General features: G+C 69.4%; 22 protein-coding genes. 14 read left to right on the top strand and 8 right to left on the bottom strand.

Annotated elements, in window-relative coordinates:
- The first annotated feature begins 113 nt into the window (after nt 1-113).
- The 7 genes from FE374_RS14635 to FE374_RS14605 all read left to right on the top strand — a co-directional run bounded on the left by FE374_RS14635 (nt 114) and on the right by FE374_RS14605 (nt 10,324).
- Nucleotides 114-1,178, top strand: coding sequence for an ABC transporter substrate-binding protein (locus FE374_RS14635; protein WP_168205709.1), 1,065 nt, complete (start codon nt 114-116; stop codon nt 1,176-1,178).
- Complete coding sequence (locus FE374_RS14630; RefSeq protein WP_223173550.1) at nt 1,154-2,080, top strand: ABC transporter permease; 927 nt, start codon at nt 1,154-1,156, stop codon at nt 2,078-2,080. Before FE374_RS14635 ends, FE374_RS14630 begins: the two co-directional genes overlap by 25 nt.
- Nucleotides 2,080-2,874, top strand: a complete 795-nt coding sequence (locus FE374_RS14625) for an ABC transporter permease (RefSeq protein ID WP_139929931.1) — start codon at nt 2,080-2,082, stop codon at nt 2,872-2,874. Before FE374_RS14630 ends, FE374_RS14625 begins: the two co-directional genes overlap by 1 nt.
- 8 nt (nt 2,875-2,882) lie before the next feature.
- Nucleotides 2,883-3,974, top strand: coding sequence for an ABC transporter ATP-binding protein (locus FE374_RS14620; RefSeq protein ID WP_139929930.1), 1,092 nt, complete (start codon nt 2,883-2,885; stop codon nt 3,972-3,974).
- 427 nt (nt 3,975-4,401) lie between these two features.
- Nucleotides 4,402-6,534, top strand: a complete 2,133-nt coding sequence (locus tag FE374_RS14615; protein ID WP_139929929.1) for a cell wall-binding repeat-containing protein — start codon at nt 4,402-4,404, stop codon at nt 6,532-6,534.
- 650 nt (nt 6,535-7,184) lie between these two features.
- Complete coding sequence (locus FE374_RS14610; protein WP_168205708.1) at nt 7,185-9,023, top strand: cell wall-binding repeat-containing protein; 1,839 nt, start codon at nt 7,185-7,187, stop codon at nt 9,021-9,023.
- Between the two features lie 212 nt (nt 9,024-9,235).
- Nucleotides 9,236-10,324 (top strand): glycosyltransferase family protein, encoded by a 1,089-nt coding sequence (locus FE374_RS14605; protein ID WP_179957324.1) that lies wholly within the window; start codon nt 9,236-9,238, stop codon nt 10,322-10,324.
- On the opposite strand, the gene wecB is transcribed toward FE374_RS14605, so the two are convergent.
- From wecB to FE374_RS14565, 8 genes are all read right to left on the bottom strand, one after another.
- Entirely contained in the window at nt 10,290-11,363 is a 1,074-nt protein-coding gene (gene wecB, locus FE374_RS14600; RefSeq protein WP_139929927.1) for a non-hydrolyzing UDP-N-acetylglucosamine 2-epimerase, read from the bottom strand. The genes FE374_RS14605 and wecB overlap by 35 nt on opposite strands.
- A gap of 262 nt (nt 11,364-11,625) precedes the next feature.
- A complete protein-coding gene (locus tag FE374_RS14595; RefSeq protein WP_168205707.1) occupies nt 11,626-12,141 on the bottom strand; it encodes a flavin reductase family protein in 516 nt (171 codons plus the stop codon).
- Complete coding sequence (locus tag FE374_RS14590) at nt 12,134-12,607, bottom strand: organic hydroperoxide resistance protein (RefSeq protein ID WP_139929925.1); 474 nt, start codon at nt 12,605-12,607, stop codon at nt 12,134-12,136. The genes FE374_RS14595 and FE374_RS14590 overlap by 8 nt, the downstream gene beginning before the upstream one ends.
- 15 nt (nt 12,608-12,622) lie before the next feature.
- Entirely contained in the window at nt 12,623-13,378 is a 756-nt protein-coding gene (locus FE374_RS14585; RefSeq protein ID WP_139929924.1) for an SDR family NAD(P)-dependent oxidoreductase, read from the bottom strand.
- A complete protein-coding gene (locus FE374_RS14580) occupies nt 13,375-15,432 on the bottom strand; it encodes an oxidoreductase (protein ID WP_139929923.1) in 2,058 nt (685 codons plus the stop codon). The genes FE374_RS14585 and FE374_RS14580 overlap by 4 nt, the downstream gene beginning before the upstream one ends.
- A complete protein-coding gene (locus tag FE374_RS14575; RefSeq protein WP_139929922.1) occupies nt 15,423-16,880 on the bottom strand; it encodes an aldehyde dehydrogenase family protein in 1,458 nt (485 codons plus the stop codon). The genes FE374_RS14580 and FE374_RS14575 overlap by 10 nt, the downstream gene beginning before the upstream one ends.
- Complete coding sequence (locus FE374_RS14570) at nt 16,877-17,275, bottom strand: RidA family protein (protein ID WP_139929921.1); 399 nt, start codon at nt 17,273-17,275, stop codon at nt 16,877-16,879. The genes FE374_RS14575 and FE374_RS14570 overlap by 4 nt, the downstream gene beginning before the upstream one ends.
- A 3-nt stretch (nt 17,276-17,278) precedes the next feature.
- Nucleotides 17,279-18,475, bottom strand: coding sequence for an LLM class flavin-dependent oxidoreductase (locus FE374_RS14565; protein ID WP_139929920.1), 1,197 nt, complete (start codon nt 18,473-18,475; stop codon nt 17,279-17,281).
- 83 nt (nt 18,476-18,558) lie between these two features.
- On the opposite strand from FE374_RS14565, the gene FE374_RS14560 reads away from it, so the two are divergent.
- The 7 genes from FE374_RS14560 to FE374_RS14530 all read left to right on the top strand — a co-directional run bounded on the left by FE374_RS14560 (nt 18,559) and on the right by FE374_RS14530 (nt 24,744).
- A complete protein-coding gene (locus FE374_RS14560; protein WP_168205706.1) occupies nt 18,559-19,377 on the top strand; it encodes an acyl-CoA thioesterase domain-containing protein in 819 nt (272 codons plus the stop codon).
- 64 nt (nt 19,378-19,441) lie between these two features.
- Nucleotides 19,442-20,137, top strand: a complete 696-nt coding sequence (locus tag FE374_RS14555) for an isochorismatase family protein (protein ID WP_139929918.1) — start codon at nt 19,442-19,444, stop codon at nt 20,135-20,137.
- Nucleotides 20,134-21,012 carry an amidohydrolase family protein gene (locus FE374_RS14550; protein WP_139929917.1) on the top strand — a complete coding sequence of 293 codons (879 nt, stop codon included), beginning with the start codon at nt 20,134-20,136 and terminating at the stop codon, nt 21,010-21,012. Before FE374_RS14555 ends, FE374_RS14550 begins: the two co-directional genes overlap by 4 nt.
- Nucleotides 21,009-22,385: a dihydroorotase gene (locus FE374_RS14545; protein ID WP_139929916.1), complete on the top strand. Its 1,377-nt coding sequence runs from the start codon at nt 21,009-21,011 to the stop codon at nt 22,383-22,385. Before FE374_RS14550 ends, FE374_RS14545 begins: the two co-directional genes overlap by 4 nt.
- Complete coding sequence (locus tag FE374_RS14540) at nt 22,382-22,786, top strand: nuclear transport factor 2 family protein (protein ID WP_139929915.1); 405 nt, start codon at nt 22,382-22,384, stop codon at nt 22,784-22,786. The genes FE374_RS14545 and FE374_RS14540 overlap by 4 nt, the downstream gene beginning before the upstream one ends.
- Entirely contained in the window at nt 22,783-24,129 is a 1,347-nt protein-coding gene (locus FE374_RS14535; protein ID WP_139929914.1) for an amidohydrolase family protein, read from the top strand. The genes FE374_RS14540 and FE374_RS14535 overlap by 4 nt, the downstream gene beginning before the upstream one ends.
- Nucleotides 24,130-24,138: 9 nt before the next feature.
- Nucleotides 24,139-24,744, top strand: a complete 606-nt coding sequence (locus tag FE374_RS14530; RefSeq protein WP_139929913.1) for an XRE family transcriptional regulator — start codon at nt 24,139-24,141, stop codon at nt 24,742-24,744.
- Nucleotides 24,745-25,068: the final 324 nt, after the last annotated feature.

Here is a 25,068-nt window from a genome sequence, read left to right as displayed (position 1 = left end):
GGTCTCTCGCGGCCGACAACTCTGACCCGAGGAGGTGCTCGGGGGGGAAGCGCATGCCCAGATCCAACGACTCACCTGTTGCAGACAGAACCTTCAATGGAGAGGTACAACAAATGATCAGACGTAGGCAGAAGATGACCGGCGTGGCCGCGGTGGCCGCACTGGCGACCATGGGTCTCGCCGCGTGCGGCGGCGCTAACGAAGGCACCGCAGCCGCCGAGGGCGCATCTACCGAGATGGTCTTCACCGGTGCCGGCGGCTCCTACCAGGAGGCGCAGACGATCGCCTTCATCGAGCCGTTCCAGGAGGAGACGGGCATCACCGTCGCCCAGGACCAGCCCTACAGCCTCGCCAAGGTGAAGACCATGGTGGAGTCCGGCCGGACCACCTGGGACGTGATGGAGGTCGACCCGTACCTCGCCATGGGCGAGAACTGCGGGAAGTACTTCGAGGTCCTCGACCTGGAGAAGATCGATACCACGGGTGTCGAGCCCGAGCTCATCACCGAGTGCAGCATGCCGGACATGAAGTCGGCATACCTGTTCGTCTACAACAAGGACACCTACCCGGAGGCGCCGACCTCCTGGATGGACTTCTTCGACGCGGAGAAGTTCCCCGGCACCCGCGGCATCATGGACTACCCGGACCAGGGTGCGCTGGAGATCGCGCTCATCGCAGACGGCGTCGACCCGGAGGACCTGTACCCGCTCGACATCGACCGGGCCCTGGCCAAGCTGGACACCATCCGCGACACCACCACCTACCTCACCACCGGTGCCGAGCAGCAGGAAGCACTCGAGAGCGGCGCCGTCGACATGATGCTGTCCTGGCCTGGCCGCGCGTACGGCGCTGCCCAGAACGGCGCGAACCTTGGCACCGTGTGGAACCAGGCGATGCTCTACTGGGACGGGATGGCGATCCCGAAGGGGTCGACCAACCTCGATGCCGCGCACCAGTTCATCTCGTTCTCCATCGCGGCCGGCCCGCAGGCGACGCTGACGGAGAACACGGCCTACGCGCCGATCAACACCGACGCAAAGCCGGAGGTGGACCCGCTCAAGGAGCAGTTCCTCCCCCTCGGGCAGGATGGCGGTACCGCCTTCCTGCGTGACATGGGCTACTGGGCCGAGCACATGGACGAAGCGGTCAACGAATGGACCGCCTGGACGACCGGCTGATGAGCTCCTCCCTCCTGTACTCCCCGGCGCGCAACGCGCCGGGGAGTACCCTCCCGACTCCCGCTCCGAGGAAGGCCAGGCCGCGACGTCTTGCCGGGCTGCTCGTGCTCCCGGCGTGCATCGTGCTGGCGGTGTTCTTCCTCTACCCACTGGCCTTGATCATCTGGCGCAGCTTCAGCGAGCCCAGTCTGGGGTTCGCGAACTATGTCGAGCTCTTCACCAACGAATCGTCGCTCAAGGTCCTCCTCCGTACCTTCCTGACGGCGCTTGCGGTCTCGACCATCACGTTGGTGATGGCGTACCCGTACGCGTACATGATGACCAGGGTCAACCGTCGCACCAGAGCCGTTCTCATGGCGATCGCGATGCTGCCGTTCTGGATGAGCCTCATGGCGCGCACGTTTGCCTGGGTCGTTCTGCTGGGGCATGGAGGTCCCGTGGCGAAGCTCTTCGCGCTCTTCGGCATGGACGACGTCGTGCTCCTCGGCACCGTCTGGGGCGTGGTGGTCGGCACCGTCCAGGTGCTGCTGCCCTACATGATCCTGACGCTGTACGGCACGATGCAGGGCATCGACATGCGCCTGGTCGACGCGGCCAAGAGCCTTGGGGCGACGCCCCGTTCGGCATTCCGTCGCGTGTACCTGCCGCTGTCGCTGCCCGGGGTCGCCGCCGGGTACACCCTGGTGTTCGTCATCTCGCTGGGCTTTTACATCACCCCGCGCATCCTCGGCTCGCCGCAGCAGTCGCTGATCGCCCAGGTCATCGGCATCCGGGTCGAGCGCCTGCTCGACTTCGGCGGTGCGGGCGCGATGTCCGTGCTCCTGCTGGTGCTGACGGCGCTTTTGCTCATCGTCGTCTCGCGGGTCTCCGGGAACCGCAAGCTGCTCGAGGGAGGCTCCTGATGAGCGAGAAGACCCATAAGTCCCCCTGGGGGCTGAAGATCTGGTGCGCGCTGGTCGCCGTCTGGCTGGGCGCCCCGGGGTTCATCATCATCCCGTTGGGGTTCACCGATGCGCAGAGCTTCCGGTTCCCGCCCGAGGGATGGTCGCTGCGCTGGTACCGGCGCTTCTTCACCGAGCCGGCCTGGGTGGACGCGCTCGCCAACTCGATCCAGGTGGCGCTGATCGTCATGGTCGTCGCAACGGTGATCGGTTCGGCGGCCGCGTATTCCCTGAGCCGGTCCCGGCTGCGCGGTCAGGGAATCATCAGCGCGGCCATCCTTGCCCCGATGATCGTCCCGGGCATCGTCACCGCCGTTGCGGTGCTCGGTGTGTTCCTGCGGTGGCGGCTGAACGGCACGCTCTTCGGTTTCGTCGTCGCCCACACGGTGCTGGCGCTGCCATTCGTGTTCGTGGCGGTGACGGCGAGCCTGCGCACGTTCAACCGGGACCTCGAGCGCGCGGCGACCAGCCTGGGCAGCGGCCCCTGGAGCACGTTCCGCCTCGTCACCCTGCCGATGATTTTGCCGGGCGTCCTCTCCGGGGCGGTGTTCGCGTTTGTCACCTCGCTCGACGAGGTCGTGATCGCCCTGTACCTGCAGACACCCGACCTGCGGACCTTGCCGGTCCAGATGTTCAACAGCGTGACGATCGATGTCGACCCGACCATCGCGGCGGGGTCGACGCTGATCCTGCTCGTCACGACGATGCTCGTTCTGCTGCCGCAGGTCCTGCGGCGAAGCGACAAGAGAGGCTGATGGATCCCATGTCTTCGAAGAGCGGCGCACCGATCCGGCTCCAGAACCTGACCAAGTCCTACGGTCAGGGCGACCTTCTGGCGGTCGACGACGTCTCGCTGGACGTCCAGCCCGGGGAGTTTATGACCTTCCTAGGCCCGTCCGGATCTGGCAAGACCACGACGCTGAACATGATCGCGGGGTTCGTTGAGGTCACCAGCGGATCCATCTACATCGATGGCCAGGACATCGTCGGGCTACCGCCCCACCGCCGCAACATCGGTGTGGTCTTCCAGCAGTACGCGCTGTTCCCGCACATGACCGCTGCCGAGAACGTCGCGTTTCCCCTGGAGCGGCGGAAGGTGGAGAAGACCGAGATCTCGCGGCGCGTGGCCGAGGCGCTGGACATGGTCCGGCTGGGCGCTCTGGGTGCTCGCTATCCGAAGGAACTCTCCGGTGGACAGCAGCAACGCGTAGCAGTCGCCCGCTCGATCGTGTTCGGACCGCGGGTGCTGCTGCTCGACGAGCCACTCGGCGCGCTGGACAAGAAGCTGCGCGAACAGCTGCAGGGCGAGATCGCTCGCTTGCACAGAGACCTGGGCATCACCATCATCTTCGTCACCCATGACCAGGAGGAGGCCCTCGCTCTTTCCGACCGGATAGCGGTGTTCAACAACGGCAAGGTCGAGCAGGTCGGCACGGCCGCAGAGCTCTATGACCACCCGCGGTCGCTGTTCGTCGCCGAGTTCCTCGGCGACTCCACCATCATCGACGGCGTGCTCGGCGGCGACGGTCGGGTGCGGCGCCCGGACGGCACGTCGATCCCTGCCTGCAGCAAGGACGGCATCGCGAGCGGCAGCGAGTGCGCCATCGTCGTGCGGCCCGAGCGCATCCGCGTGCTCGAAGACGAGAACCTCGCCAGTACCGACAACCTGGGCGTCGTGGGCGCCACGGTCTCGGACGTGGTGTACCTCGGCTCCCACCGCAAGGTCCTCCTCGACCTCGATGGCGGTGGCCGGGCTGTCGTCAAGGAGACGGCAGGCAGCTGGAGCCAGGCGGTGCCAGGTCAGGACATCCGTGTCTCGTGGGCCGCCGACAACAGCGTGCTCGTCTCACGGTGACGGCCCCGGTTACCGGCACTGACGCCTCCCTCGCACGGTTTCCGTGCCACGGGTGAGCAGCCTGTGACGAGCGTGGGAAACTTCGGCCAGGTCCGCGCCGGCGTGCTTACAGCCTCATGCTGCTTCGTCGGGCGGTGGAAGGATCTCCCGTGCGACGACATCAGGGTGTATCCGGCTCCCGTCCTTCGCGTGCAGGCTGCTGCCCCTCGCAGGAGCGACGACGGGACTGCTGTTCATCGTCGCCGCCGCCTTTTCTGGCCCTCGGGTTCGGGACTTTGAGCACCGGGCACACGGACGGCCGGTGTGACGTCGGTATCCCTGGCTGACACGCCCGCTCACCTTCGGAAGTTCCGGACGCTACCGGGACGGTTGTGGGACAGTGGCGACGTCCATGTGCCGTCTTCCCCCGAAAGCACAGGCGAATCTCGTGACCCCTCGTACTCTCGTGCGCCCGGCCGCCCTCGGCCTGGCGCTCACCCTGCTCGGCGTCTCCCTCACAGCCGCGCCCGCCCGGTCCACCGACGCGGGCGACGCCGTCCCCGAGGTCTCGGCGGACGCGGCGGCGACGGCGGCCGCCGCCCTGGCGAGCACCACCCCCACCGTGGAGGGCGCCGTGCCCGTGGAGGCGGACGTCGCCACCGTGGCGATGGACGGCGCGGAGACCACCGAAGGCCCGCGGCCGGTGGAGGAGGTCACCGTCTCCGGCCCCGGCGGGGACCTCGTGGTGGTCGGCGTCAGCTGGGCGGAGGTCGAGGCCGGCGCGGGCCTGACGGCGAGGCTGCGCAGCCGCGACGGCGAGACCTGGTCGGGCTGGACCGACCTGGAGATCACCGCACCGCTCAGCGCCGGCGAGGCCACCGCGGAAATGCGCGGCGGAACCGAGCCGCTCGCGGTCATGGACGCCGACGAGATCGAGGTGACCCTCGCCGGTGCGCCGGGCACCCTGCCGACCGATCCTGAGCTCGTGGTGGTGGACCCCGGCGAGAGTGCCGCCGACGCCAACGTGCCCGTGGGGGAGAGCCCGCTCGGCGAGGGTGCCGTCGGGGCGGCCACCGGTGCCTTCGCGGTGGGAGCGGCGAACGCCGTGCCCCGAATCTACGGCCGCGCGGACTGGGGCGCGGACGAGTCGCTGCGCACCTGGAAGCCGCAGATCGGCAAGGTCACCGGGGTGGTGGTCCACCACACCGCCGGCGCCAACGGCTACACGGCCGAGGCCGTGCCCGGCATCATCCGCGGCATCTACACGTACCACGCCAAGTCGCTGGGCTGGGGGGACATCGGCTACAACGTTCTCGTCGACGCCTACGGCCGCGCCTGGGAGGGCCGCTCGGGCGGGCTGACCAACGCGGTGATCGCCGCGCACGCCAAGGGCGTCAACTCCACCACCTTCGGCATCTCCGTCATGGGCAACTTCGACAAGATCCCCGTGCCCGACGCCGCCTTCCGGACCGTCGCACAAGTGGTTGCCTGGAAGTTCGCCGTCCACGGCATCGCCACTGCCGGCACCGCGACCGGCGTGAATGGCAAGGCCATGAAGCCGGTGGTGGGGCACCGCGACGTCGGCAACACCGCCTGCCCGGGCGCCTACTTCTACCCCCGCCTCGGCGAGCTCACCGGACTGGTGGACGACTATCAGGCGCTTCTGCCGGACGACCTCAGCCTCACCGCCGGCGGCGTGACCCGGATTGGGGGAGCGGACAGGTACGCCACCGCCGCCGCCACCTCACGGTATGCCTTCCCGACGGCGGACACCGTCTTCATCACCACCGGCACGCAGTACGCCGACGCCCTCTCCGCCGGCCCGGCAGCGGTGAAGTTGGGGGCGCCGATCCTGCTCGTGCAGCGCACGGCTATCCCGATGACGGTGCACGTCGAGCTTCAGCGGCTGCGGCCCTCGCGCATCTACGTGCTGGGTGGACCGGCGGCCGTCGCCGACTCGGTGGTGACAGAGCTGATGGCGTACACGGGCGTCACGCGCCTGGCCGGCTCGGACAGGTACCAGACGTCGGCTGCGGTCGGCCGGGCAGGGTGGGTGAGCGCCCAGACGGTCTACCTCGCCTCCGGTCAGGACTTCGCCGACGGGCTTGCTGGCGGGGCCGCCGCCGCCGCGCTTGGTGCGCCACTGTACGTAACACCGGGCAACCTCCTCACGCACTCGGTGAAGTCGGAGCTGCAGCGCCTAGGCCCGAACCTGGTCGTCCTTCTCGGCGGTGAGGGTGCGCTGAACGCGGGAGTCGCTGAGGCGGTGCAACAGACCCTTCCTGGCGCGCGCGTGACGCGGTTAGCCGGGAGCGATCGCTACGACACCGCCGCAACGATCGCAGGCGCCACCTGGCCGAACGGGTCCGGTGTGGCGTTCCTGGCCACCGGGACCGACTTCGCCGATGCCCTGAGCGGTGTCCCCGCGGCTGGCGTGGCAGCGGCGCCGATGCTCCTCACCCGACCGGCGTGCCTGCCGAGACGAGCCTCCGAGGCGCTTGCTGGCCTTACACCCACGGCAATTGCTGTGTTCGGCGGAACAGGTGCGGTGAAAACGTCCGCGCTAAACGACGTGTGTTGACGACATCTAATCGTGCCCATGGCGGCCGTGTTGCGCTGAGGGATTCCTTCTGGCTAATCTGACCGCGGTGCGGAAGGTCTTGCGGGCATGTCTTAGCTCGAATCGGTCCCCTCGGGCGAAACGGTCATGACCAACTTGTGAGCACCAGGCCGGCGGTCATCCTCGTGAGAAGCGAAGGTGGCCGCCGGTCGCTTTATTTGGGGCGAGTACGTTGTCTTGGATCGCGCGGTTTGTCCCGGCCTAAAGCGTGGAGCCGTTCGTGCCACGGGAAGCGCCACGAGCGAGACAGTGATGACCTGACCTGGCAAGTCGTAGCGGACGGGACGGGTGGCTATACCACGTTCGGGTCCGCGTCAGGCGGTCCGGGTCGTTACGGAACAAGCTGTTATCAAACTGCAACAATACCGTGTGGTGCGGCGCCATACCATGCCCAACCGGCTGGCGGGTGAACGTGTTCATCGGTTTCCGCCACGCCGGGAAACGGACTTGCGCGAACGTAACCCGAGCCCTTAACGTCACCCATGACCCACCGATGTGAGTTGATGGTGAAGCACGGCCGAGGGCTAGTTCCCAAGGTTGCTCAGGCCAAATGGCACGGGTTGTGGGGACCAGTTGTACAACTAGCTCGTGACCTTAGGAGGTCAACACAAATGGGTAAGATTACCCGCCGGGGCTCCCTCGCCCTGACTGCCGCTGTTGCGGTGGTTCTCTCGAGCGCTGCCACTGCCAGTGCTGCTCCCACACCGGCCGATGGCGCCGACCCTCTCGTCCGCTCGGACGTGACGACGCGGACGGACGACACGGTCCAGCGTGTTGCAGGCCAGGACCGTATCCAGACCGCTATCGCGGCATCGGTGGCGCAGTACCCGAGTGCCACGGGCCTTGACCTGGTTGGCACGGCCGTGGACACCGTCGTGATCGCTCGCTACGACATGTTCCCGGACGCACTGGCTGCCGCGCCGCTCGCGGACGCCTACGACGCTCCGGTCCTCCTCACGCAGAACACGGGGGACCTTGACCCGCGCGTGAAGGCCGAGCTCTCGCGTCTGCGTGTCAAGAACGTCATCATCATCGGTGGCACCGGCGCGGTCTCGGCTACGGCCGAAGCTACGATCAAGGGCCTCGGGATCGCGGTTGAGCGCCTGGAAGGCTCCGACCGCTACGCCACTGCTGTTGAGATCGCCGACTACCTCGTTACGGGCGCATACGACAGCGACCCCGCAGCGGACACCTACGCTGTTGACAAGGCCAACACTCGCGTCTTCCTGACCACCGGCTACGACCCCGCGAACCCGGCGGACGGGTTCGCCGACGCTCTCGCTGCGGGCGCGGCGGCGGCGGAGAGCAACGGCGTTGTCCTTCTCACCAAGGGCTCGGAGTTTGACGGTTCCGCAACGAAGAACGAGTGGGGCACCGTCACCAAGTCGAGCAACACGCTGGGCTACCTCTTCGAGAACAAGACGGAAGGCACGCCCGCCAAGGATGTCACTGACTACGTTGCAGGCGACCTGCACCTCGTGGGTGGCCCTGCGGCAAACGCAGTTGGCTCCGGCAAGGCCAAGGGCACGCTGAGCACCGACACTGAGAAGGCTCTCAAGTCCTTCGTTGGCAAGGACCGTTACGAGACCGCCGTTAAGGTCGCTGGCGGCACCTTGGCCGGCGGGACCACGCCGATTTACGCGCTCGGAGCAACCCCGCAGTTCGCCGTTGCGAGCGGTGAGACCTTCGCAGACGCCGTGATTGCGTCCGCGTTCATTGCGAACCAGGATGGCCCCCTGCTGCTCACCAAGGCTGCCGAACTGCCCAAGGTGACAGCTGATTTCATCAGCGCCAACACGGACCCCAACGACGCGGTTGCGAACACGGGCTTCGAGGACTTCTTCCTCTTCGGTGGAACTCAGCCGATCTCGGCGGCGACCGAAGCTGCGATCAAGACTGCTGCTTCGGAGACCAAGGACACGACCGCTCCTGGTCTCACGGCCTCGCTGAAGGCGGGTCACCTGGTCGGCACGTCTGAGCCGGGTGCGACGCTTGCACTGAGCATTACGGGTGGGACTGTCACGGGCACGCAGCCCAGCGGCGCTGCGCTTGTCGTGCCGGCCAACGGTCAGTTCGTGCTCAACCTCACGGGCCTGACCTACGAGGCTGACAAGGAGTACACGTTCAGCTTGACCGCGAGCGACGACGCGTCGCCTGCGAACGTTTCCGCAGCTTTCAAGGTCACGTCAAAGACCTCGACCGTCAGTTCCTTGACGGGCCCGGCGAAGGGCAACGGTCTCGTTGCCGTGGCGTCCAACGGCACCGTCACCGGTGAGGTCACAGGCGGCACCAACGCAGGCACCAAGCTCGCGTTCACCGAGAGCTCTGCAGATGTCTGGACCGGCACGCTGCCCGCTGGTAAGCAGTTCGCTACGACCGATGTTCTGACGGTCAAGGCAGCCAACGCTGAGGGACTCGTGACGACCCTCGTGTGGCCCGCCCTGGTCTGATAGTCCAGAGTTAGCCGTCGCGAGCGAGGCCTCCCGCCCTTGGTGGGGGGCCTCGCTCGCTTTCTGAGTGCGGCCCCGTTGCGGATATCTCAGAAACTGCGGCTTTCGGGACGGCAGGGGATAAGGTCTCAGGACCGTGGCAGGATCACACTGTGTCGCTGCGTCCAAGTCTCCTCATCTTGTCCTTCTCGCCTATAGCGAGAGACGCGCGCGTGCTCAAGCAGGCGCGGCTCTTCTTCGAGCAGTACGAGGTGACCACCTGCGGCTACGGGGAGCAGCCGGACCGTGTCGCTGGGCACATCCGGATTCCTGACGAGTTGGTGTACTGGCACAAGGATCGTGCGCTACTTATGCAGCGCCGGTTTGCCGCTGTCCACCGCCGCAACGCTGTGGTGGATTACTTGTGGGACCGGTTGCCGCGGGGCCACTTTGACGTCGTCCTCGCCGACGACGTCGACACGGTGCCGCTGGCGCTGCATCTTGCGCCGCGCGGTGGCGTCCACGCCGACCTTCACGAGTACGCCCCGCGTGAGAAAGAGGATCTCCTGCGCTGGCGAATGTTCGTCGGCCCGTACATGGCCTGGCTGTGCCGGAAGTACGTGACTCAGTGCTCCTCGGTCACGACTGTCGGTCAGGGCATCGCCGACGAGTACGCGAGGGTATTTGGAATCCCCGCCACGGTGGTCACCAACGCGGCGCCGTATGTCGACCTCGAGCCGGTCGAGGCGGGCAACCCGATTCGGCTGGTACACAGCGGCAACGCCATGCGTGCCCGAGGCCTGGTGGAGCTGGTGGACGCCGTCGTACGCGCCCGCGCCGACGTGACGCTCGACCTCTATCTGATGCCCACCGAGCGCGACTTGCTCGACGAGCTCGCTGCCCGGTCGGCCGGCTCAGGCCGGGTGACCATCCACGAACCCGTGCCCTACGCCGAGCTGGTCGGCACCCTCAACCAGTACGACGTAGGCGTCCACGTCCTGCCGCCAGTGAACTTCAACAACAAGTGGGCGCTGCCGAACAAGGTGTTCGACTACGTCCAGGCCCGGCTCGGGCTCCTCGTCGGCCCCTCCCCGGAGATGGCCCACATGGTGCGCGAGCACGGCCTCGGCGTCGTCACCGAGGACTTCACCACCGAGGCCACCATCGCCGCCATCGAGGCCCTCACCCCGGAGCGGGTGGCCGCCATGAAGCAGGCCGCGCACGCCAGCGCCCACGAGCTCAGCGCCGAGACCCAGGTGCAGGGCTGGGAGCGGGCGATCGACGCTCTCATGGCGAAGGCGCGGCACTCTCCAGCGCGGTGATGACCCGGGCGGCGGCGTGGCCGTCGCCGTAAGGCGCCGCCCTCGTCGCCGACGGAGCCGGCCGCGAGGCGGCGGCCACCAGTGCCGGGCCGGGCTCAACCAGCACGTTCCAGCCCAGGTCGACCGTCTCCACCCACTCTGTCTGCGGCCGCACCGTCGTGCACGGCACGCTAAGCAAGAAGGCCTCCTTCTGCAGCCCACCCGAGTCGGTGACCACGCCCCGGCTCGCCAGCGCCGCGGCCACGAGATCGGGGTAGGCCAGCGGGGCGTGCACGCGGACGCTGCCCCGTTCAAGGGCGAGGCCGGCGTCGCGGGCCTTGGCCACCAGGCGCGGGTGGGCCAGCAGCACCACCGGATGGTCGACTGCGGCGAGGGAGTCGACGATCGCGGAGAGGCGGCCGGCGTCGTCGGTGTTCTCCGCCCGGTGGATCGTGGCGAGAGAGTAGCCGCCGGGCTCCAGGCCCAGCTCGGCGAGCAGCGCCGGGGGCCTGCCCGCCACGGCGTCGCGGACCTGCAGCAGTACGTCGGTCATGACGTCGCCGACCAGAACGCTGCGCGCGGTCAGGCCCTCGTCGGCCAGATGGGACATGGCCACGTCGGTGGGGGCGAGAAGCAAGTCGGCCGCGTGGTCGGTCACCACCCGGTTGATCTCCTCGGGCATGGCGCGGTTGAAGGAGCGGAGCCCGGCCTCGAGGTGGGCGACGGGGATGTGCAGCTTCACCGCGGACAGGGCGCCGGCGAGGGTGGAGTTGGTGTCCCCGTAGACGAGCACCCAGTCGGGCTGCTGGGAGTCGAGCACGTCGTCGAGGGCGGCGAGCATGGCGCCGGTCTGCTGGCCGTGGCCGCCGCTGCCGACGCCGAGGTGCACGTCGGGAGTGGGGATCTTCAGGTCTTCGAAGAAGACGTCGGAGAGCATGGGGTCGTAGTGCTGGCCGGTGTGCACGATGACGTGCTCCACCCCGCGGGCGGCGGCCTCGTGGGCGATGGGGGCGAGCTTGACGAACTGGGGGCGGGCGCCGACGACGCTGAGAACCTTCACGGGGCGCCATCCTATGCGGGCCTGCATGAATGGCTTGGCCGGGCCCGGTGGCGCCCCTTCTCACGCGGGCCGCGGCGGCTCGGTGACGGCCTTATGGCACGCGCCCGTCTCACTAGCGCCTGGACTCACCGCCTCCAGCGCGCCCGTGCCAGCGACGCTCCGGTGCCCCATCAGCCGGCACCGTTCCGCGCAGCGCCACGGTGCCGAAAAGAGAGGAGCACGAGGGTGCCATCGGACCGGGGACGGTGGCTCTGGGTGCTAATCACTTGTTGCCTAGCGGTGCTACCGCGCCGAATGCGGTGTCGTGCCACAGGAGCGGGGGCACCGACGGATCGGCCTCCATGTCGGACACCCGAAGAACAACCAGGAGGTGATCCCCACCGTCATGAACCGCATCGATCGAGGCGTCAAACCGCGCGACAGAACCGCGCAGCCACAGTGCGCCCCCGGGGCGCTCCTTGAACTCGGCGCCGGCAAACCGGTCGCCTCGGCGGGAGGCGAGCTGACGGCCGAGCCAGGCATGCTCCTCGGCAAGTACCGAGACGCCCAACGTCTCGGCCCGCGAGAGGCTGGGCCACGTGGTTGAAGCCTTGTCCACGCAGATGAGGCCCAACGGCGGGTCGAGGGACACCGAGGTGAAGGCGCTCACGGCGAAGCCGGTCAGGACGCCGTCGACCCGCGCGGCAACGGCCATGACCCCCCGCGGGTAGAGCGTGAAGCCACGTCGCAGGAGAACCGGGTCGTCGATCCCGCGGATCATGGTGAGCTCCTCAGTCACGGGGACCTGCCACCCACACGCCGTTGGCCGTCAGGGCCACGTCCACGTTCCCTCGGAGCGCGTTGGAGTATGGGCACACCTGGTGCGCCTCACGCACCAGCGCGACGGCGAGCTCGTCGTCGCCGACACCCGCCATCGACACGTCCAGCGCCACCTCGATGCGGAAGGTGCCGTCGTCCACGGAGTGCAGCTCCACTGCCGAGTCGATGTGCGTCTCGCCCAGCTGGACCCGCTGCCTGCGAGCGACGAGCGTCAGCGCCCCCTCGAAGCACGCGCCGTACCCGACCGCGAAGAGCTGCTCGGGGTTGGTGCCGGTGCCCTCGCCCCCCATGGCACCGGGCCGGGAGAGGTCGACGTCGAGGCGCCCGTCGTCGGTGCGGCCGTGGCCGTTGCGGCCCCCGGCTACCGAGGCGTGCGCCGTGTAGAGGTGGGTGGTGGTCGCCTGTGCGGTGTTCACGTTGGTCATCGGTTTCCTTCGGGGTCAGGCGAGGCTCTCGCCGCCGTCGAGCAGCAGAGTCTGGCCGGTTGTGGATCCGGAGTCGGGAGAGAGCAGGTAGGACGTGGCCGCGGCGACGTGCTCGGGCTGAATCGGGCGGCCCAGGGGGATCGCGGCGAGCTTGCGGTCGACGTATGCGGGGTCCGCGAGGACGTCGGCAGTCATCGGGGACGGGACGACCGTCGGGGCGACGGCATTGACGCGGATCTGGTCCGGTGCCCACTCCAGCGCGAGAAGTCGAGTCAGGTGAGAGAGACCGGCCTTGCTGACGGAGTAGGCGACAGACCCTCGTGCGGCGAGCACCGCGTGGCTGGAGGAGACCGAGACGATCGCCGCCCGGTCGGAGGCGCGCAACGCGGGGTAGCACGCCTTAGCCATGAAGAAGGCGCCGGTGAGGTTGACGTCGAGCACCCGGCGCCAGTCCCCGCTCGTCGTGGCGTTGGCGTCGCGGCGGATCATGATGCCGGCGGCGTTGATGAGGGCGTCGAGGCCGCCCGATCTCGCCGCGGAGTCCTGCGCCACCCGCAGGCACGAGTCCTCGTCGGTGACATCGAGGCGGTGCACGCGCACACGATCACGATCTGCTTGCGGGAGCTCCGCGAGGGCCTGCTCCACCTGTGCCGGGTCGAGGTCGGCCAGCTCCAGCCGCCACCCCTCGCCGAGCAGCCGGGAGACGATGGACTTGGCGATGCCGCCGCCGGCACCGGTGATGAGCGCGACGGGCGTGGCCGGTGCAGTCATCGTGTTACCGCCAATGCCAGGCGCGGGTACCGGTACGGCGCCCTCACCTTCAGCCCGGCGGCGATCGTCGGATCGTCGACGCCGATGATGTGGGCGACCGCCCGGCCCTCGTAGATAGCCTCCTGCGAGGTGCGTGGCGCGAATGCGTCGCCGACCAAGTGCAGCTCGCCCTGCCACGTCGACGCCAGCAACCCCTCAACAAGAGCGCTGCGGGCATGTCGAGGACGAACCTGCACGATCGACTTCACGCCGTCGCGAATGATCCTGTCCGTACCGATGGTCGGGATGATGGTGACGAGCCCGTCGTCGACGCCGATGGAAGACATGGGGTGCACGGCGACGCCCGCGGCGGCCAGCTGGTCACCCAGGGCGAGGCGCGAGTACACCGTCACCCGTGGCGCGAACCCGGCCAGGGGGGTCACGTAGTCCACGTCGACGCCTCGGGCCGCCAGGTGCAGGGCGACGCCGCTCGCCTCCCACACGCCGAGCTCGTCCACCACCACGGCGCGGCTTCCGGCGAGCGTCGGGTCCCGCAGGACGTCCTCGGGGTTGAGCACCCGGACACCCGCGTATGCCGGCATGGGGGCATCGTGGTGAGCTCCCGTGGCGAGGACGACGGCATCGGGGTCCCACGCGGCGAGGTCCGTGGCGGTGACCTGGCGGCCCAGCACGACCGTGACGTCGGTGGTGGCCAGCTCGGCGAGGAGCTCGTCCAGGAGGATCCGGAACCCGTCGCGGCCGTCGACGCGCACGACCTCGCGCAGCTGGCCGCCCAGCTCCGGGGCGGCGTCGACCAGTCGCACCCGGTGCCCGCGTCGTGACAACCACGTGGCCGCCTCGATCCCGGCAGGGCCGCCACCGACCACCACGGTGTCCTGCGGCCGGGCCGGGGCGGCCGCGGCCGCGTCCCACTGCCGTTCGCGGCCGACGGCCGGGTTGACCGTGCAGGTGATCGGGGTGATGGCCTCGAGGTTGGCGTTGCACCCCTGGTTGCAGGCGATGCAGGTGCGCGGCGCGGGCTCGTCCTGATCGAGGTAGGCCCGCAGCAGCCGCGGCTCGGCGATGTGAGCGCGGGCGAAGCCGACCAGGTCGGCTTCCCCGGCGGCGAGGAGCTCGGCGCCGGTCTCGGGGGTGTCGAGGCGGCAGACCGCGAGCACCGTCAGCTCGGGAAACTCCTGCTTGAACCGCGCGGGCAGGTGGCGGAACGGCGCACGGCCGTAGCTCATGTCCGCCATCTGGGTCGACAGCGAGGACGTGCCGATGTAGGCGGCGTGGCTCACGTGGAGGAAGTCCAGCGGGACCTCCCCGAGAAGCCGGCGGATGATGTCCACCATCTCCTCGGGCCCGAGCCCGCCCGGGAGGAACTCGTCGGCGCTGAGCCGCACGCCCAGCGCCACCCGGCCCGCGACCACGTCGTGGACCGTGCGCAGCACCTCTAGGGCGAGGCGAAGCCGGCTCGCCGGGTCACCGCCGTACCCGTCGCCGCGGGCGTTCGTAACGGGGGAGAGGAACTGGTGCAGCAGGTGGCCGTGGCCGAGGTGCACCTCCATCCCGTCGAAGCCGGCCTGGATCACCCGTTCCACGGTGGCGGCGTAGGACGCCACGAGGGTTTCGAGATCGAAGGCGTTCATGGCGTGCGGGACCGGTGCCCCCGTGGCCCACGGGGTGGGGGAGGGCGCCCAGGAGCCGTAGTGCTCGTCGCCCGAGTGCCGGCCGGTGTGCAGGATCTGCGCGAAGATCGCGGCCCCCTCCGCGTGCACGGCCTCGGTGAGGGCGGTCAGGCCCGGCACTGCGTCGTCGGAGTACGCCTGGAGGCCCAGCTGGCGCAGGCTCGTGGGATGGACCCGGATCCCCTCGGTGATGATGAGTCCCGCGCCGCCACGCGCGCGAGCGCGGTGGTAGTCCAGGTGCCTGTCGGTGACCAGGTTCGCGCCCGCCTGACCGAAGTTGGTGGTGTGGGGCGCGACGAACACCCGGTTGCGGATCTTTGCGGGCCCGATCTGCACCGGGAACGTGAGGAGGTCCCGCGCGTCCTCGGTCAGGGTCACGGCCATCGCGTCAGCACCGCCTTGATGTCCGTGTAGAACTCGACGGCGTGCCGGCCCTGGGAGTGGATCGTCCCGTAGAACGACCGTCGTCGGCCACCGAAGCCGACGTGAGCCGTGGGGGCGGCCACGCCCACGTTCACGCCGACGTTGCCCACCTGCGCCTCGCGGGAGAACCGCCGCGCGGCGGCGCCGGACCCGGTGAAGATCGAGGCGGCGTTGCCGAACGGGCTGGAGTTGACGATCTCGAGTGCGCCGGTGAGGTCGTCCGCGTGGGTGACGGACACCAGCGGCCCGAAGCTCTCCCGGGCCAGCAGGTCGCTGTCCGGGGCCACGCCGTCGAGCAGGGTGGGGCCGTGGTAGTACCCACCCGCCGGCGCGTCCGGGTGGCGGCCGTCCACGACGGCGGTGGCGCCGGCGGCGATCGCCTCGGCGACCGTCCGCTCGAGCGCCTCCACCGCGTGCCCGGAGATGAGCGGCGGCACCTGAGTGGCGGCGTCGTAGCCGGGGCCGACGACGAGGCGGCGGGTCCGTTCCGCGACGAGGTCGACGAGCTCGGCGTGACGGCCTCCGACGGTGACGACGATGCTGGCGGACAGGCACCGCTGCCCGGCCATGGTGTAGGCGGACGTGACGATCGCGTCGGCGGTGCCCTCCAGCGGCGCGTCCGGGAGGACCACCAGCGGGTTGCGCGCGCCGCCGGCGGCGTGCACGCGCTTGCCCGTGGCGCTGGCGCGGGCGTACACCGCCTGCGCCGTCGCCGAGGAGCCGACCAGGGAGATCGCGGCGACCCCGGGGGAGTCGCACAGCGCCTCGACGGCGGCACGTGCGCCGTGGACGACGTTGATCACGCCGGGGGGGAAGCCCACCTCCCTGGCGATGCGCGCCAGGCGGGTGGCCGCGTACGGCGCCTGCTCCGACGCCTTGATGATGACGGTGTTCCCGCAGGCCAGCGCCCAGGACCAGTAGATGAGCCCCGTCATGATGGGGAAGTTGAACGGGGCGACGACGGCGCACACCCCGATCGGTTCCCGCACCATGGCGGCGTCGAGGCCGGGCAGGACGTCCATCGTGGTGTCGCCGGCGAGGAGCGCCGGCGCGGTGGCGGCCGCCTCGAGGTGCTCACGGGCGCGGGCCAGCTCCGCCCGGGCGTCGGCCAGCGTCTTGCCGTTGTCCAGGCTGATGAGCTCGGCGAGCTCCGGTGACCGCTCCTCGAGTGCCGCGCCGAGCGCCAGGAGCAGCCGGGCGCGAGTCGTGGCGGGCGTGGCGGCCCAGGCCGGGAAGGCTGCCGCAGCGGTGGCGACGGCGTGCTCGACGAGTGCCGCGTCCGCCAGCGGCACCCGGCCGATCGTGCTGCCGTCGGCCGGGTTGGTGACCTCGAGGGTCTCGGCGGCGTCGGTGATCTCCTCGTCGCCGATGATCGACGCGGCGACAGCGGGAAGCGTCAGGACGGTCATCGTGACGCCCCCTTGACCGCCACCACGTCGATCTCGACCCGGCACTCGCTGCCGATGCCGACGTAGACGGTGGCCCGGGTGGGGTACTGCCCCGGCTGCCAGTAGGTCTTGTAGACCGAGTTCATCTCGTCGTAGTACGACCGTTCCGAGAGGTAGACGGTGGTCTTGACGATGTCGTTGATCGTGGCGCCCGCGTCGGCGAGGACCGAGCCGATGGACTCCATGACGATGCGGGTCTCGTCCGCGATGGTCACCGCTTCTGCCATGCGGGTACGGGTGTCGTTGTCGAACGCCATCCCGTTGGCGAAGACGAACGTCTCGGTCTCCACCCCCTGGGACAGCGGGTAGGTCTCGTCGTACTGGGGGCCATTGGCCACCTGGATGATCCTGCGCATCGGTCAGTCTCCCGTCAGCGGGCCGAAGTTCTCGGGCATCGCGGGCGTGACCGCGGGAAGGCACTCGCGGCCGAAGTGGGGCATGACCTCGTCGGCGAACAAGGTGTTCGAACGCATGACCTGCTCCTGCGTGAGCCCCGGGATCCAGGACCACAGCACGACGCGGTCGACGCCGTACTCGGAGTTCAGGTGCTCGATCTGGGCGCGCACGGTCTCCGGGGAGCCGATGAACAGGTGCTCGCGCGGGTAGAGGAAGTCCCACCACGAGCCGGTCTGCTCCTCGTCGGTGAGCTTCTCACCCGGGTTGGCGAACATGTCGCGCGGGCGCACGCCGCCGACGTAGTTGTACAGCTGCTCGATGGGCTGGCGGGCCTCCCGGTGTGCCTGCTCGTCGGTCTCGGCCACGTAGACCATCCGCATGAGCGAGACGCCCTCGCCGCGCAACGCCGGGCGACCGAGGGTCTCGCTGAGCGCCTCCTGGTAGACGTCCATCACCTCGCGCAGCCCCTCGCGGGAGCGAAGCCACGTGATCACGTTCATCCGCTCCTCGGCGCTCCGCTTGAAGCCGGGCGTCTTGTCGAGCAGGTTCCACATCGAGGGGTACGGCTTCTGGTACGGCTTGGGGATGATCGACATGCCGACGTACTCGTCGTTCTCGTCGCGCCACAGCGGGTTCCGGGGGTACCAGGTGGCGGAGTCCTTCACCCCAGGGTGCGGGAAGCGGTAGAACTCGCCCTCGTGGGTGAAGCCCTCCTGCGTCCAGGCCTTCTTGATGATGTCGAGCTGCTCGAGGAAGAACCGCCAGTTTTTCTCCTCGTCGCGGCGGTCCCCGGCCAGGTTGAAGTTGGTCGCCTCGCGCGGCTGGATCCCACGGGCCACGCCGACGTCGAGCCGGCCCTTGCTGAACTGGTCCAGGAGGGCCAGATCCTCGGCGAGGCGAAGCGGGTGCCAGAACGGCGGCGTGACCGCGCCGGTGCCCAAGCGCAGGTTCTTCGTGATGCCGGCGGCGTAGGCTCCGGCAAGAACAGGGTTGGGGTTGATCTCGTACCCCTCACCACCGAAGTGGTGTTCCCCCTGCCACAAGGTGCCGAAGCCGGCCTCGTCCAGGAAGACGATCTGCTCGGTCGCCATGTCGAGCAGGTCCCCGTACCGGTACACGTTGCCGGGGTTGTCCATCGTAAAGAGGTAGTCGAACTTCATGGGGAGTGCCTCTCCGTCGAGGTGAGTAGCGGGTAGTGAAGTGCTACTTCACAAGATTGCACGAATACTGCACGATGGTGAGCATGATGGCAAGAGCCCCCGCGAGTGTCTTCGTCGAGCTCAGCGAGTCGTGGTCGCTCGGCGCGATGTTCGGCGGTGCGGTCGCCGCCGGCCTGGTGGGAGCCGGGGCGCGCGCCTTGGGCGGAAGCTGGGTGCCGCTCATGGTGGCCGTGAGCTTCCACCGTCCCGTGCCGACGGGGGTGCTGCCGGCCGGCGTCGAGACGGTCCATCGTGGCCGTACCACGGCGACCACCCGGCTGGTCCTGGGTGAGCAGAAGGCGCTGGCCAGCGCCCATGTCACGTGGGGGGCGCCGGAGCGCCTCGTGCGGACCGACGCCGTCGAGCCGGCCGAGCTGCCACCGGCTGCCGAGCCGGCTTTCGGTGACCTCTCGCCGATGGCGGACTTCCGGCTGGTCGGTGGGTGGCCCGCGGGCACACGTTCGGGTGCGGCTCGCGGTGTGGTCGATGCCTGGATCCGGCCGCGCCACGAGTGGTGGTACGAGGCCGGCGGGCGCCGCGTGTTGGATCCGCGCTGGTACCTCGTGGCCGCGGACGTGATCGGCCCGGCGCTCCTCGCCGCGGGGGTGTTAGGGCCGTTCCGTGTCGCCACGGTGTCGCTCGCGGTCGCCGTGCACGCGTTGACGAGCTCGACATGGCTGCGGCAGCGCGTCACCGCCCGAATGTGCGGCGACCTGGCTGTCGGGCAGGTGGAGCTGGTGGACGCCAGCGGCACCGTGGTCGCCACCGCGACACAGCACGCGCTGCTGAGCCCGGCGCAGGCGACCGAGCTCCCGGTAGCCGTGACGGGGTTCGGTTGGGGTGGGCCCCGTCCAGCTTCGTGAATCAGGACAGAACAGTTGATCGGTATTGATTGACACCCTGAGGCGGCGTCGGTACGGTCCCCACATGCTTGCGACAACGACGTCCCCGTGGCTGGGCCACATCTCCGAAGAAGACGTCCAACTCTACGACGCAGCCGGATTCGGGCGCACCGCCGGGTTCGGCACGCGCCCGGCGGTCCTGGTCATCGACGTGCAGTACCGCACGCTCGGGCATGAGCGCGCCCCGATCCAGGAGGCGATGCGCGAGTACCCCACGGCATGTGGCGAGCGCGGCTGGCCCGCTGTCGACCGGATCTCCGAGGTGCTCACCGCCGCCCGTTCGGCCGGGGTCCCCGTGCTCTACCCGCACGTGGCTCCCAAGGACGGCGACACCCCCGGCGGGTTCCGCGGCAAGTCGCCGAGCCTGGCCTCGCCCGAGCCGACGGCGTACGAGTTCCCGGCCGAGACGGCGCCGCAGCCGGGTGACCTGGTCGTGCCGAAGGACCACCCCAGCGCGTTCTTCGCCACCCGGCTGCTCACCCACCTGGTCGAGCTCGGCGTCGACACCGTCATCCTCACCGGCGCCACCACCAGCGGGTGCGTGCGCGCCTCCGCCGTCGACGCCTTCTCCTACGGGTTCAAGGTGGGTGTGGTCGCCGACGCCGTCTACGACCGCACCGAGCGCGTGCACGCGGTCTCCCTCTTCGACCTGGCGAGCAAGTACGCCGACGTCGTGCCCGCCGCCGACGCCGTCTCCTACCTGGCCCGGGCGGCCCGGTGAGGGTCGACTGGCACTCGCACGTCTGGGAGCCGCGACACCTCGGCCCCACCTGGGGACCGGAGCTCGACGCGAACGTCGGCGCGCACCCCAGCCGGGACGGGTCCTGGGAGGCCCACCAGCTCGCCATGGCCGAGGGCGAGATCGACGCCGCCGTGGTGGTCGCGCTCGTGGCGTGCGAGATCGACCTCGACATCCCGAACGAGTACGTCGCCGAGTACGCCGCGACGCACCCCGGGCGGATCGTCGGCTTCGGCAGCGTCGACCCCGCCGATCCCCACGCCGTCGCCCGCGTCCACCACGCCGCAGACCTCGGCCTGCGCGGGCTGAAGCTCTCCCCGCCCTACCAGGGCTTCCACCCGCACAGCGACGCCGCGTGGGCGGTGTACACCGCCGCCGCCGACCGGGGGCTGGCGCTGATGTTCCACCAGGGAGGGGTCTTCCTGCGCGGGGGTGCCCTGGAGTACGCCCAGCCGATCCTGCTCGATCGGGTCGCCCGCAGCTTCCGCGACACCTCCATCATCATCGCCCACGCCGGCCAGCCCTGGAGCCATGAGACGGCGGCGGTGATGTTCAAGAACCCCAACGTGTGGACCGATCTGTCCGCCCGTTACGGCCGTCCGCACCAGCTCGCCACGATCCTGCGCGGGCTCACCGACTACGGGGTGGGCGAACGCGTGCTCTTCGGCTCCGACTTCCCGATCTACACGCCGGCGGACTGCATCCGCCAGCTCCGCGACCTCGTCTTGTCCCCGCCTGCCGGCGCCCCGCCGGTCGAACCCCCGCTCGTCGACCAGATTCTCGACGCGCGGCCCCTCAGCATCCTCTTCCCTGACCTGCACCCCGCGCTGAGCGCAGAACGAAAGGACCCATCATGACGTCTACCGCCCCGGCGGACCTCGTCATCCGAGGCGGCATCGTCGCCCGACCGCGTCAGCAGGCGGTCGCGAGCGACATCTGTATCCGTGACGGCCGCATCAGCGCGATCCTCGAGCCGGGCGCGCCGGTGGACGCCAAGGAGGTGCTCGACGCCACCGGCCTCACCATCCTGCCCGGGGTGGTCGACGGGCACACCCACCTCGGCGCCGGCAACGGCCTGGAGGAGTACAGCACCGAGACCGGGGCCGCGGCCCTCGGCGGGGTGACCACCATGTTCAACATCCTCGCCACCGGCGGGGCCTACGGCGACATGCTCGCCGAGCACCTGGAGTCCGCCTCGGCACAGTCACGGATCGACTTCGGGTTCCACCTCACCTTGATGACGCCGGAGCACCTGGCCGAGCTCCCAGCGCTGCGCGAGCGCTACGACGTGGGTGTCTACAAGTACTTCATGCACTTCCGAGGCGACGAGGGCAAGTACCTCGGCGTCGAGGGCACCGACGACGGCAAGATGTACCAGATCTTCGGGGACGTCTCCGAGCTGGACGACCTGCTGTTCGTCCACGCCGAGAACCCGGAGGTCGTCTCGTACCTGCGGGACGGTCTGCAGCGTGCCGGCCGGGACGACCTGGCAGCGTGGGACGACGCCCGGCCCCCGTACGTGGAGGCCGAGGCGGTACGGCGCGTGGCGTACCTCGCCAACGAGCTGGGCACGCGCGTGTACCTCGTGCACATCAGCAGCCGCGAGTCCCTGGAGGAGATCCGCACGGCTCGGGGGCAGTTCCCCGACCTCGACATGTCCGTCGAGACCTGCCCGCACTACCTCACCCACACCGTCGACTACTCCGAGGGCATCGTGGGCAAGGTCAACCCGCCGCTGCGCCGGGCGGACCAGGTCGAGCCGATCTGGGAGGCGATCGCCGACGGGACCGTCGACACCGTCGCCTCCGACCACGTCAGCCGGAAGCGGGCCACGAAGGACGGCAGCATCTGGAGCGCGAGCGCGGGCTTCCCCGGCTCACCCACGATCCTGCCCGTCCTGCTCACCCACGGGCACCTCGAGCGCGGCATCCCGCTGGGGCGCATCGCGGAGCTGACCAGCGCGCGCCCCGCCGAGCTGCTCGGCCTCGAGCGCAAGGGCGACATCTCCGTCGGCTTCGACGCCGACCTGACCCTCGTCGACCTCGAGAACGAGCGCGTCGCCGACCCCGAGTGGCTCGGCACCAACTCCGACTACTCGATCTACGCCGAGCAACCGCTGCGAGGTTGGGCCCGGCACACCTTCGTGCGCGGGGAGCACGTCGTGAAGGACCACGAGCTGATCGCCGCACCGGGCACCGGCCGGTACGTGCGTGGAAAGGACAAGGCATGAGCGCCGACCAGAACCTCCAGGTCCTGCGGGACTACTTCCAGGCGATGAAGGAGGGCGGGCCGCCGGCGGCCATGCCCTACTACGCCGACGACGTCGTCCTCGACGTGCCGGGTGCCCATCCCGCCGCGGGCCGTTACGAGAGGCACGACGGGGTCGTCACCTTCGGCAGGACGATGGCGCAGCTGACGGGCGGCACCTTCCGGCTCGAGCCGATCGACCTGCTCGCCAGCGACGACCACGTGGTGACCTACGCCCGCGCCAGCGCCACGGTGGCGGGGGAGACCGTGGAGTGGCAGCGGGTGATCGTCTCGACCGTGCGTGACGGCGCACTGGCGACGCTGCGGTTCTTCGAGTCCGACCAGGCCGCCGTCGACGCCCTGCTCGGCGCGGAGGCGCGATGAGCAGGCGGGTGATTACGGCGCCCCTGGCATTCGTCGACGACGAGTGGCTCGCCGGCGCGGCGGTCGTCCTCGACGGTGACGAGATCGTCGCCGCCGGCCGGGCCGATGCGGTCCTGCCCGCTGAGGCGGGGGGCGACGTCGAGCACTGGGACGACCGGGCGATCGTCCCCGGCGGCGTCAACGGGCACGGGCATGCCTTCCAGACCCTGCTGCGCGGGTTCGGTGACGACCAGCCATTCATGGCGTGGATGGGTGGCCTCGTGCACCCCACCGCCGCCCAGCTCGGCTCCGACGAGCTCGCACTCGCCACCGAGTACGACTTCGCCGAGATGCTTCGGATGGGCATCACGACGGCGGTGGAGTACTTCTACCTCCACGACGGCGGGAACGAGAACGCCTGGGCGATCCTCGACGCCGGCCGGCGCGTAGGCATGCGCACGGTCTTTGCCAGGTGCATGTTCGACGCCGCGGGTGGGCCGACGAGGTACCTGGAGACTCCCGAGCTCTTCGAGCGGAACTTCCGCGAGCTCCGGGAGGCCACCGCAGCCGATCCGCTGCTGGAGGTGCACCCCGCACCCCACTCGGTCCTTGGCACCAGCGAGGAGATGCTCCGGCTCGGGTCCGCGCTCGCCGGCGAGTACGACGTGCCCCTGCACATCCACGTGGCGGACTCCCAAGGGGAGGTGGACGTCTCGCGGGAGCGCTTCGGGCAGAGCCCCGTCGGCCGGCTCGACGCCGTCGGGGTTCTCGACGAGCGCCTCCTGGCCGTGCACGCGGTCCGCGTCGACGAGGACGACCTGGCGCTGCTCGCCGAGGGCGGCTCGGGGGTGGTGCACAACCCCTCGACGAACGCGTTCCTCGGCGGGGGGATCGCCCCGGTCGCGCAGATGGTCGAGCGGGGCATCCCGGTGTGTCTGGGAACGGACGCCGGCGGCGCGAACTCACGCCGCTCGCTCTTCGACGAGATGCGCCAGGCCGCGCTCCTGGCCAAGGCGACCGCACGCGACGGCCGAGCGATGACCGCTGTCGACGTCCTGCGCATGGGCACCTCCGCAGGCGGGCGGGCGCTGCGCATGCCCGTCGGGAAGATCGCCCCTGGGTACAAGGCCGACATCGTCTCCCTCGACCTCACCGCCCTGTCGCTGCGGCCGCGCCGAACCGTCACCCAGAACATCATCTACTCGATGCTGCCTGAGGCGATCGACCGGGTGCTCGTCGGAGGCCGGACGGTCGTCGAGGAAGGACGCGTGCTCACGATCGATACCGAGGCAACGGCCGCTCGGGTGGACGCACTGACCGCGCGATGGTCGCCCATCACGGGCACCCATCCCGAGAATAGTTAGGCTACCGGCATGGCTGAACCCTCCAATCCGCTGCCTGCGCACGAGTTCTCGGCGACTCAAGCGTCGTTCGACGAGCGTGAGCTCGGCGCGACGATCCGGGAGTATCGGCTCAAGCAGAACATGTCGCTGCGGGCGCTCGCCGCCCAGAGCGATGTGTCGGTGAGCTTCCTGTCCCAGGTCGAACGCGGCACGGCGAGCCCTTCGATCGCCAGCCTGATGAGGATCGCCAACTCCCTCGGGCGGACGATCGGCAGCCTGTTCGAGCACCACTCGACATCCCGGCTCCTCCGCCGGGGTGACGGACCACGGCTGGTGCACCCGAACCGGCAGTGGGACGAGACGCTCCTGACCCCGCGAGACTTCTCGCACCTGCAGGTCATCCGGTCCGTCGTCGCTCCCGGCGGTTCGACCGGGCCCGAGATGCACACCTACGGCTCCGGTGAGACGAGCATGATCGTCGAGCAGGGCGAGCTGGAGGTGAACATCGACGGGGACGAGATGACCCTCTACGAGGGTGACTGCCTGTCTTTCGACCCCGCCACCCCGCACCGCTTCGCCAACAAGGCGGACGCTCCCTGCGTGATCCTCTTCTCGAGCGCCCCGCCGATCTACTGACCCCCACTACTCGACCGACGCTTCCTTTGTCCGGGCCGCGGGACTGATCCGCGTCGGGCGGGCATCGCCGTTGATGCCCCGCCTGGCCACCGTTCTCGCAGTCGTGACCCACGTGCTTCCCCCGCGGACCAGCTTCAGGACGCGCACAGAGCAGCGCGCTGAGGCCGACCCGTCCGGGCCTGCGGTGCGCGCCTTGGGCGCGTAACCACGGGCGCACGTCCGGGCACTGGATCAAGCCCGTTTACCCGCTCGTAACCGGCTAGAACTTCTGATCAGAAGTCCTTGCTATGTGATGCGTCCCACCCCTACTGTTCGGTATTGATT

The organism is Georgenia yuyongxinii, assembly GCF_006352065.1.
Taxonomy (GTDB): domain Bacteria; phylum Actinomycetota; class Actinomycetes; order Actinomycetales; family Actinomycetaceae; genus Georgenia; species Georgenia yuyongxinii.
Note: the sequence above shows the minus strand (reverse complement) of the source record. Positions and strands in the feature narration are given on the sequence as shown.

Excerpts from the sequence above, each read along its gene's own strand:
- FE374_RS14530 (WP_139929913.1), top strand. The coding sequence starts at position 24,139 with ATGGCTGAACCCTCCAATCCGCTGCCTGCGCACGAGTTCTCGGCGACT.
- FE374_RS14540 (WP_139929915.1), top strand. The coding sequence starts at position 22,382 with ATGAGCGCCGACCAGAACCTCCAGGTCCTGCGGGACTACTTCCAGGCG.
- FE374_RS14625 (WP_139929931.1), top strand. The coding sequence starts at position 2,080 with ATGAGCGAGAAGACCCATAAGTCCCCCTGGGGGCTGAAGATCTGGTGC.
- FE374_RS14575 (WP_139929922.1), bottom strand. The coding sequence starts at position 16,880 with ATGACCGTCCTGACGCTTCCCGCTGTCGCCGCGTCGATCATCGGCGAC.
- FE374_RS14535 (WP_139929914.1), top strand. The coding sequence starts at position 22,783 with ATGAGCAGGCGGGTGATTACGGCGCCCCTGGCATTCGTCGACGACGAG.
- FE374_RS14570 (WP_139929921.1), bottom strand. The coding sequence starts at position 17,275 with ATGCGCAGGATCATCCAGGTGGCCAATGGCCCCCAGTACGACGAGACC.
- FE374_RS14630 (WP_223173550.1), top strand. The coding sequence starts at position 1,154 with ATGGACCGCCTGGACGACCGGCTGATGAGCTCCTCCCTCCTGTACTCC.
- FE374_RS14635 (WP_168205709.1), top strand. The coding sequence starts at position 114 with ATGATCAGACGTAGGCAGAAGATGACCGGCGTGGCCGCGGTGGCCGCA.
- FE374_RS14565 (WP_139929920.1), bottom strand. The coding sequence starts at position 18,475 with ATGAAGTTCGACTACCTCTTTACGATGGACAACCCCGGCAACGTGTAC.
- FE374_RS14560 (WP_168205706.1), top strand. The coding sequence starts at position 18,559 with ATGATGGCAAGAGCCCCCGCGAGTGTCTTCGTCGAGCTCAGCGAGTCG.
- FE374_RS14545 (WP_139929916.1), top strand. The coding sequence starts at position 21,009 with ATGACGTCTACCGCCCCGGCGGACCTCGTCATCCGAGGCGGCATCGTC.
- FE374_RS14555 (WP_139929918.1), top strand. The coding sequence starts at position 19,442 with ATGCTTGCGACAACGACGTCCCCGTGGCTGGGCCACATCTCCGAAGAA.
- FE374_RS14620 (WP_139929930.1), top strand. The coding sequence starts at position 2,883 with ATGTCTTCGAAGAGCGGCGCACCGATCCGGCTCCAGAACCTGACCAAG.
- FE374_RS14585 (WP_139929924.1), bottom strand. The coding sequence starts at position 13,378 with ATGACTGCACCGGCCACGCCCGTCGCGCTCATCACCGGTGCCGGCGGC.
- FE374_RS14590 (WP_139929925.1), bottom strand. The coding sequence starts at position 12,607 with ATGACCAACGTGAACACCGCACAGGCGACCACCACCCACCTCTACACG.
- FE374_RS14610 (WP_168205708.1), top strand. The coding sequence starts at position 7,185 with ATGGGTAAGATTACCCGCCGGGGCTCCCTCGCCCTGACTGCCGCTGTT.
- FE374_RS14580 (WP_139929923.1), bottom strand. The coding sequence starts at position 15,432 with ATGGCCGTGACCCTGACCGAGGACGCGCGGGACCTCCTCACGTTCCCG.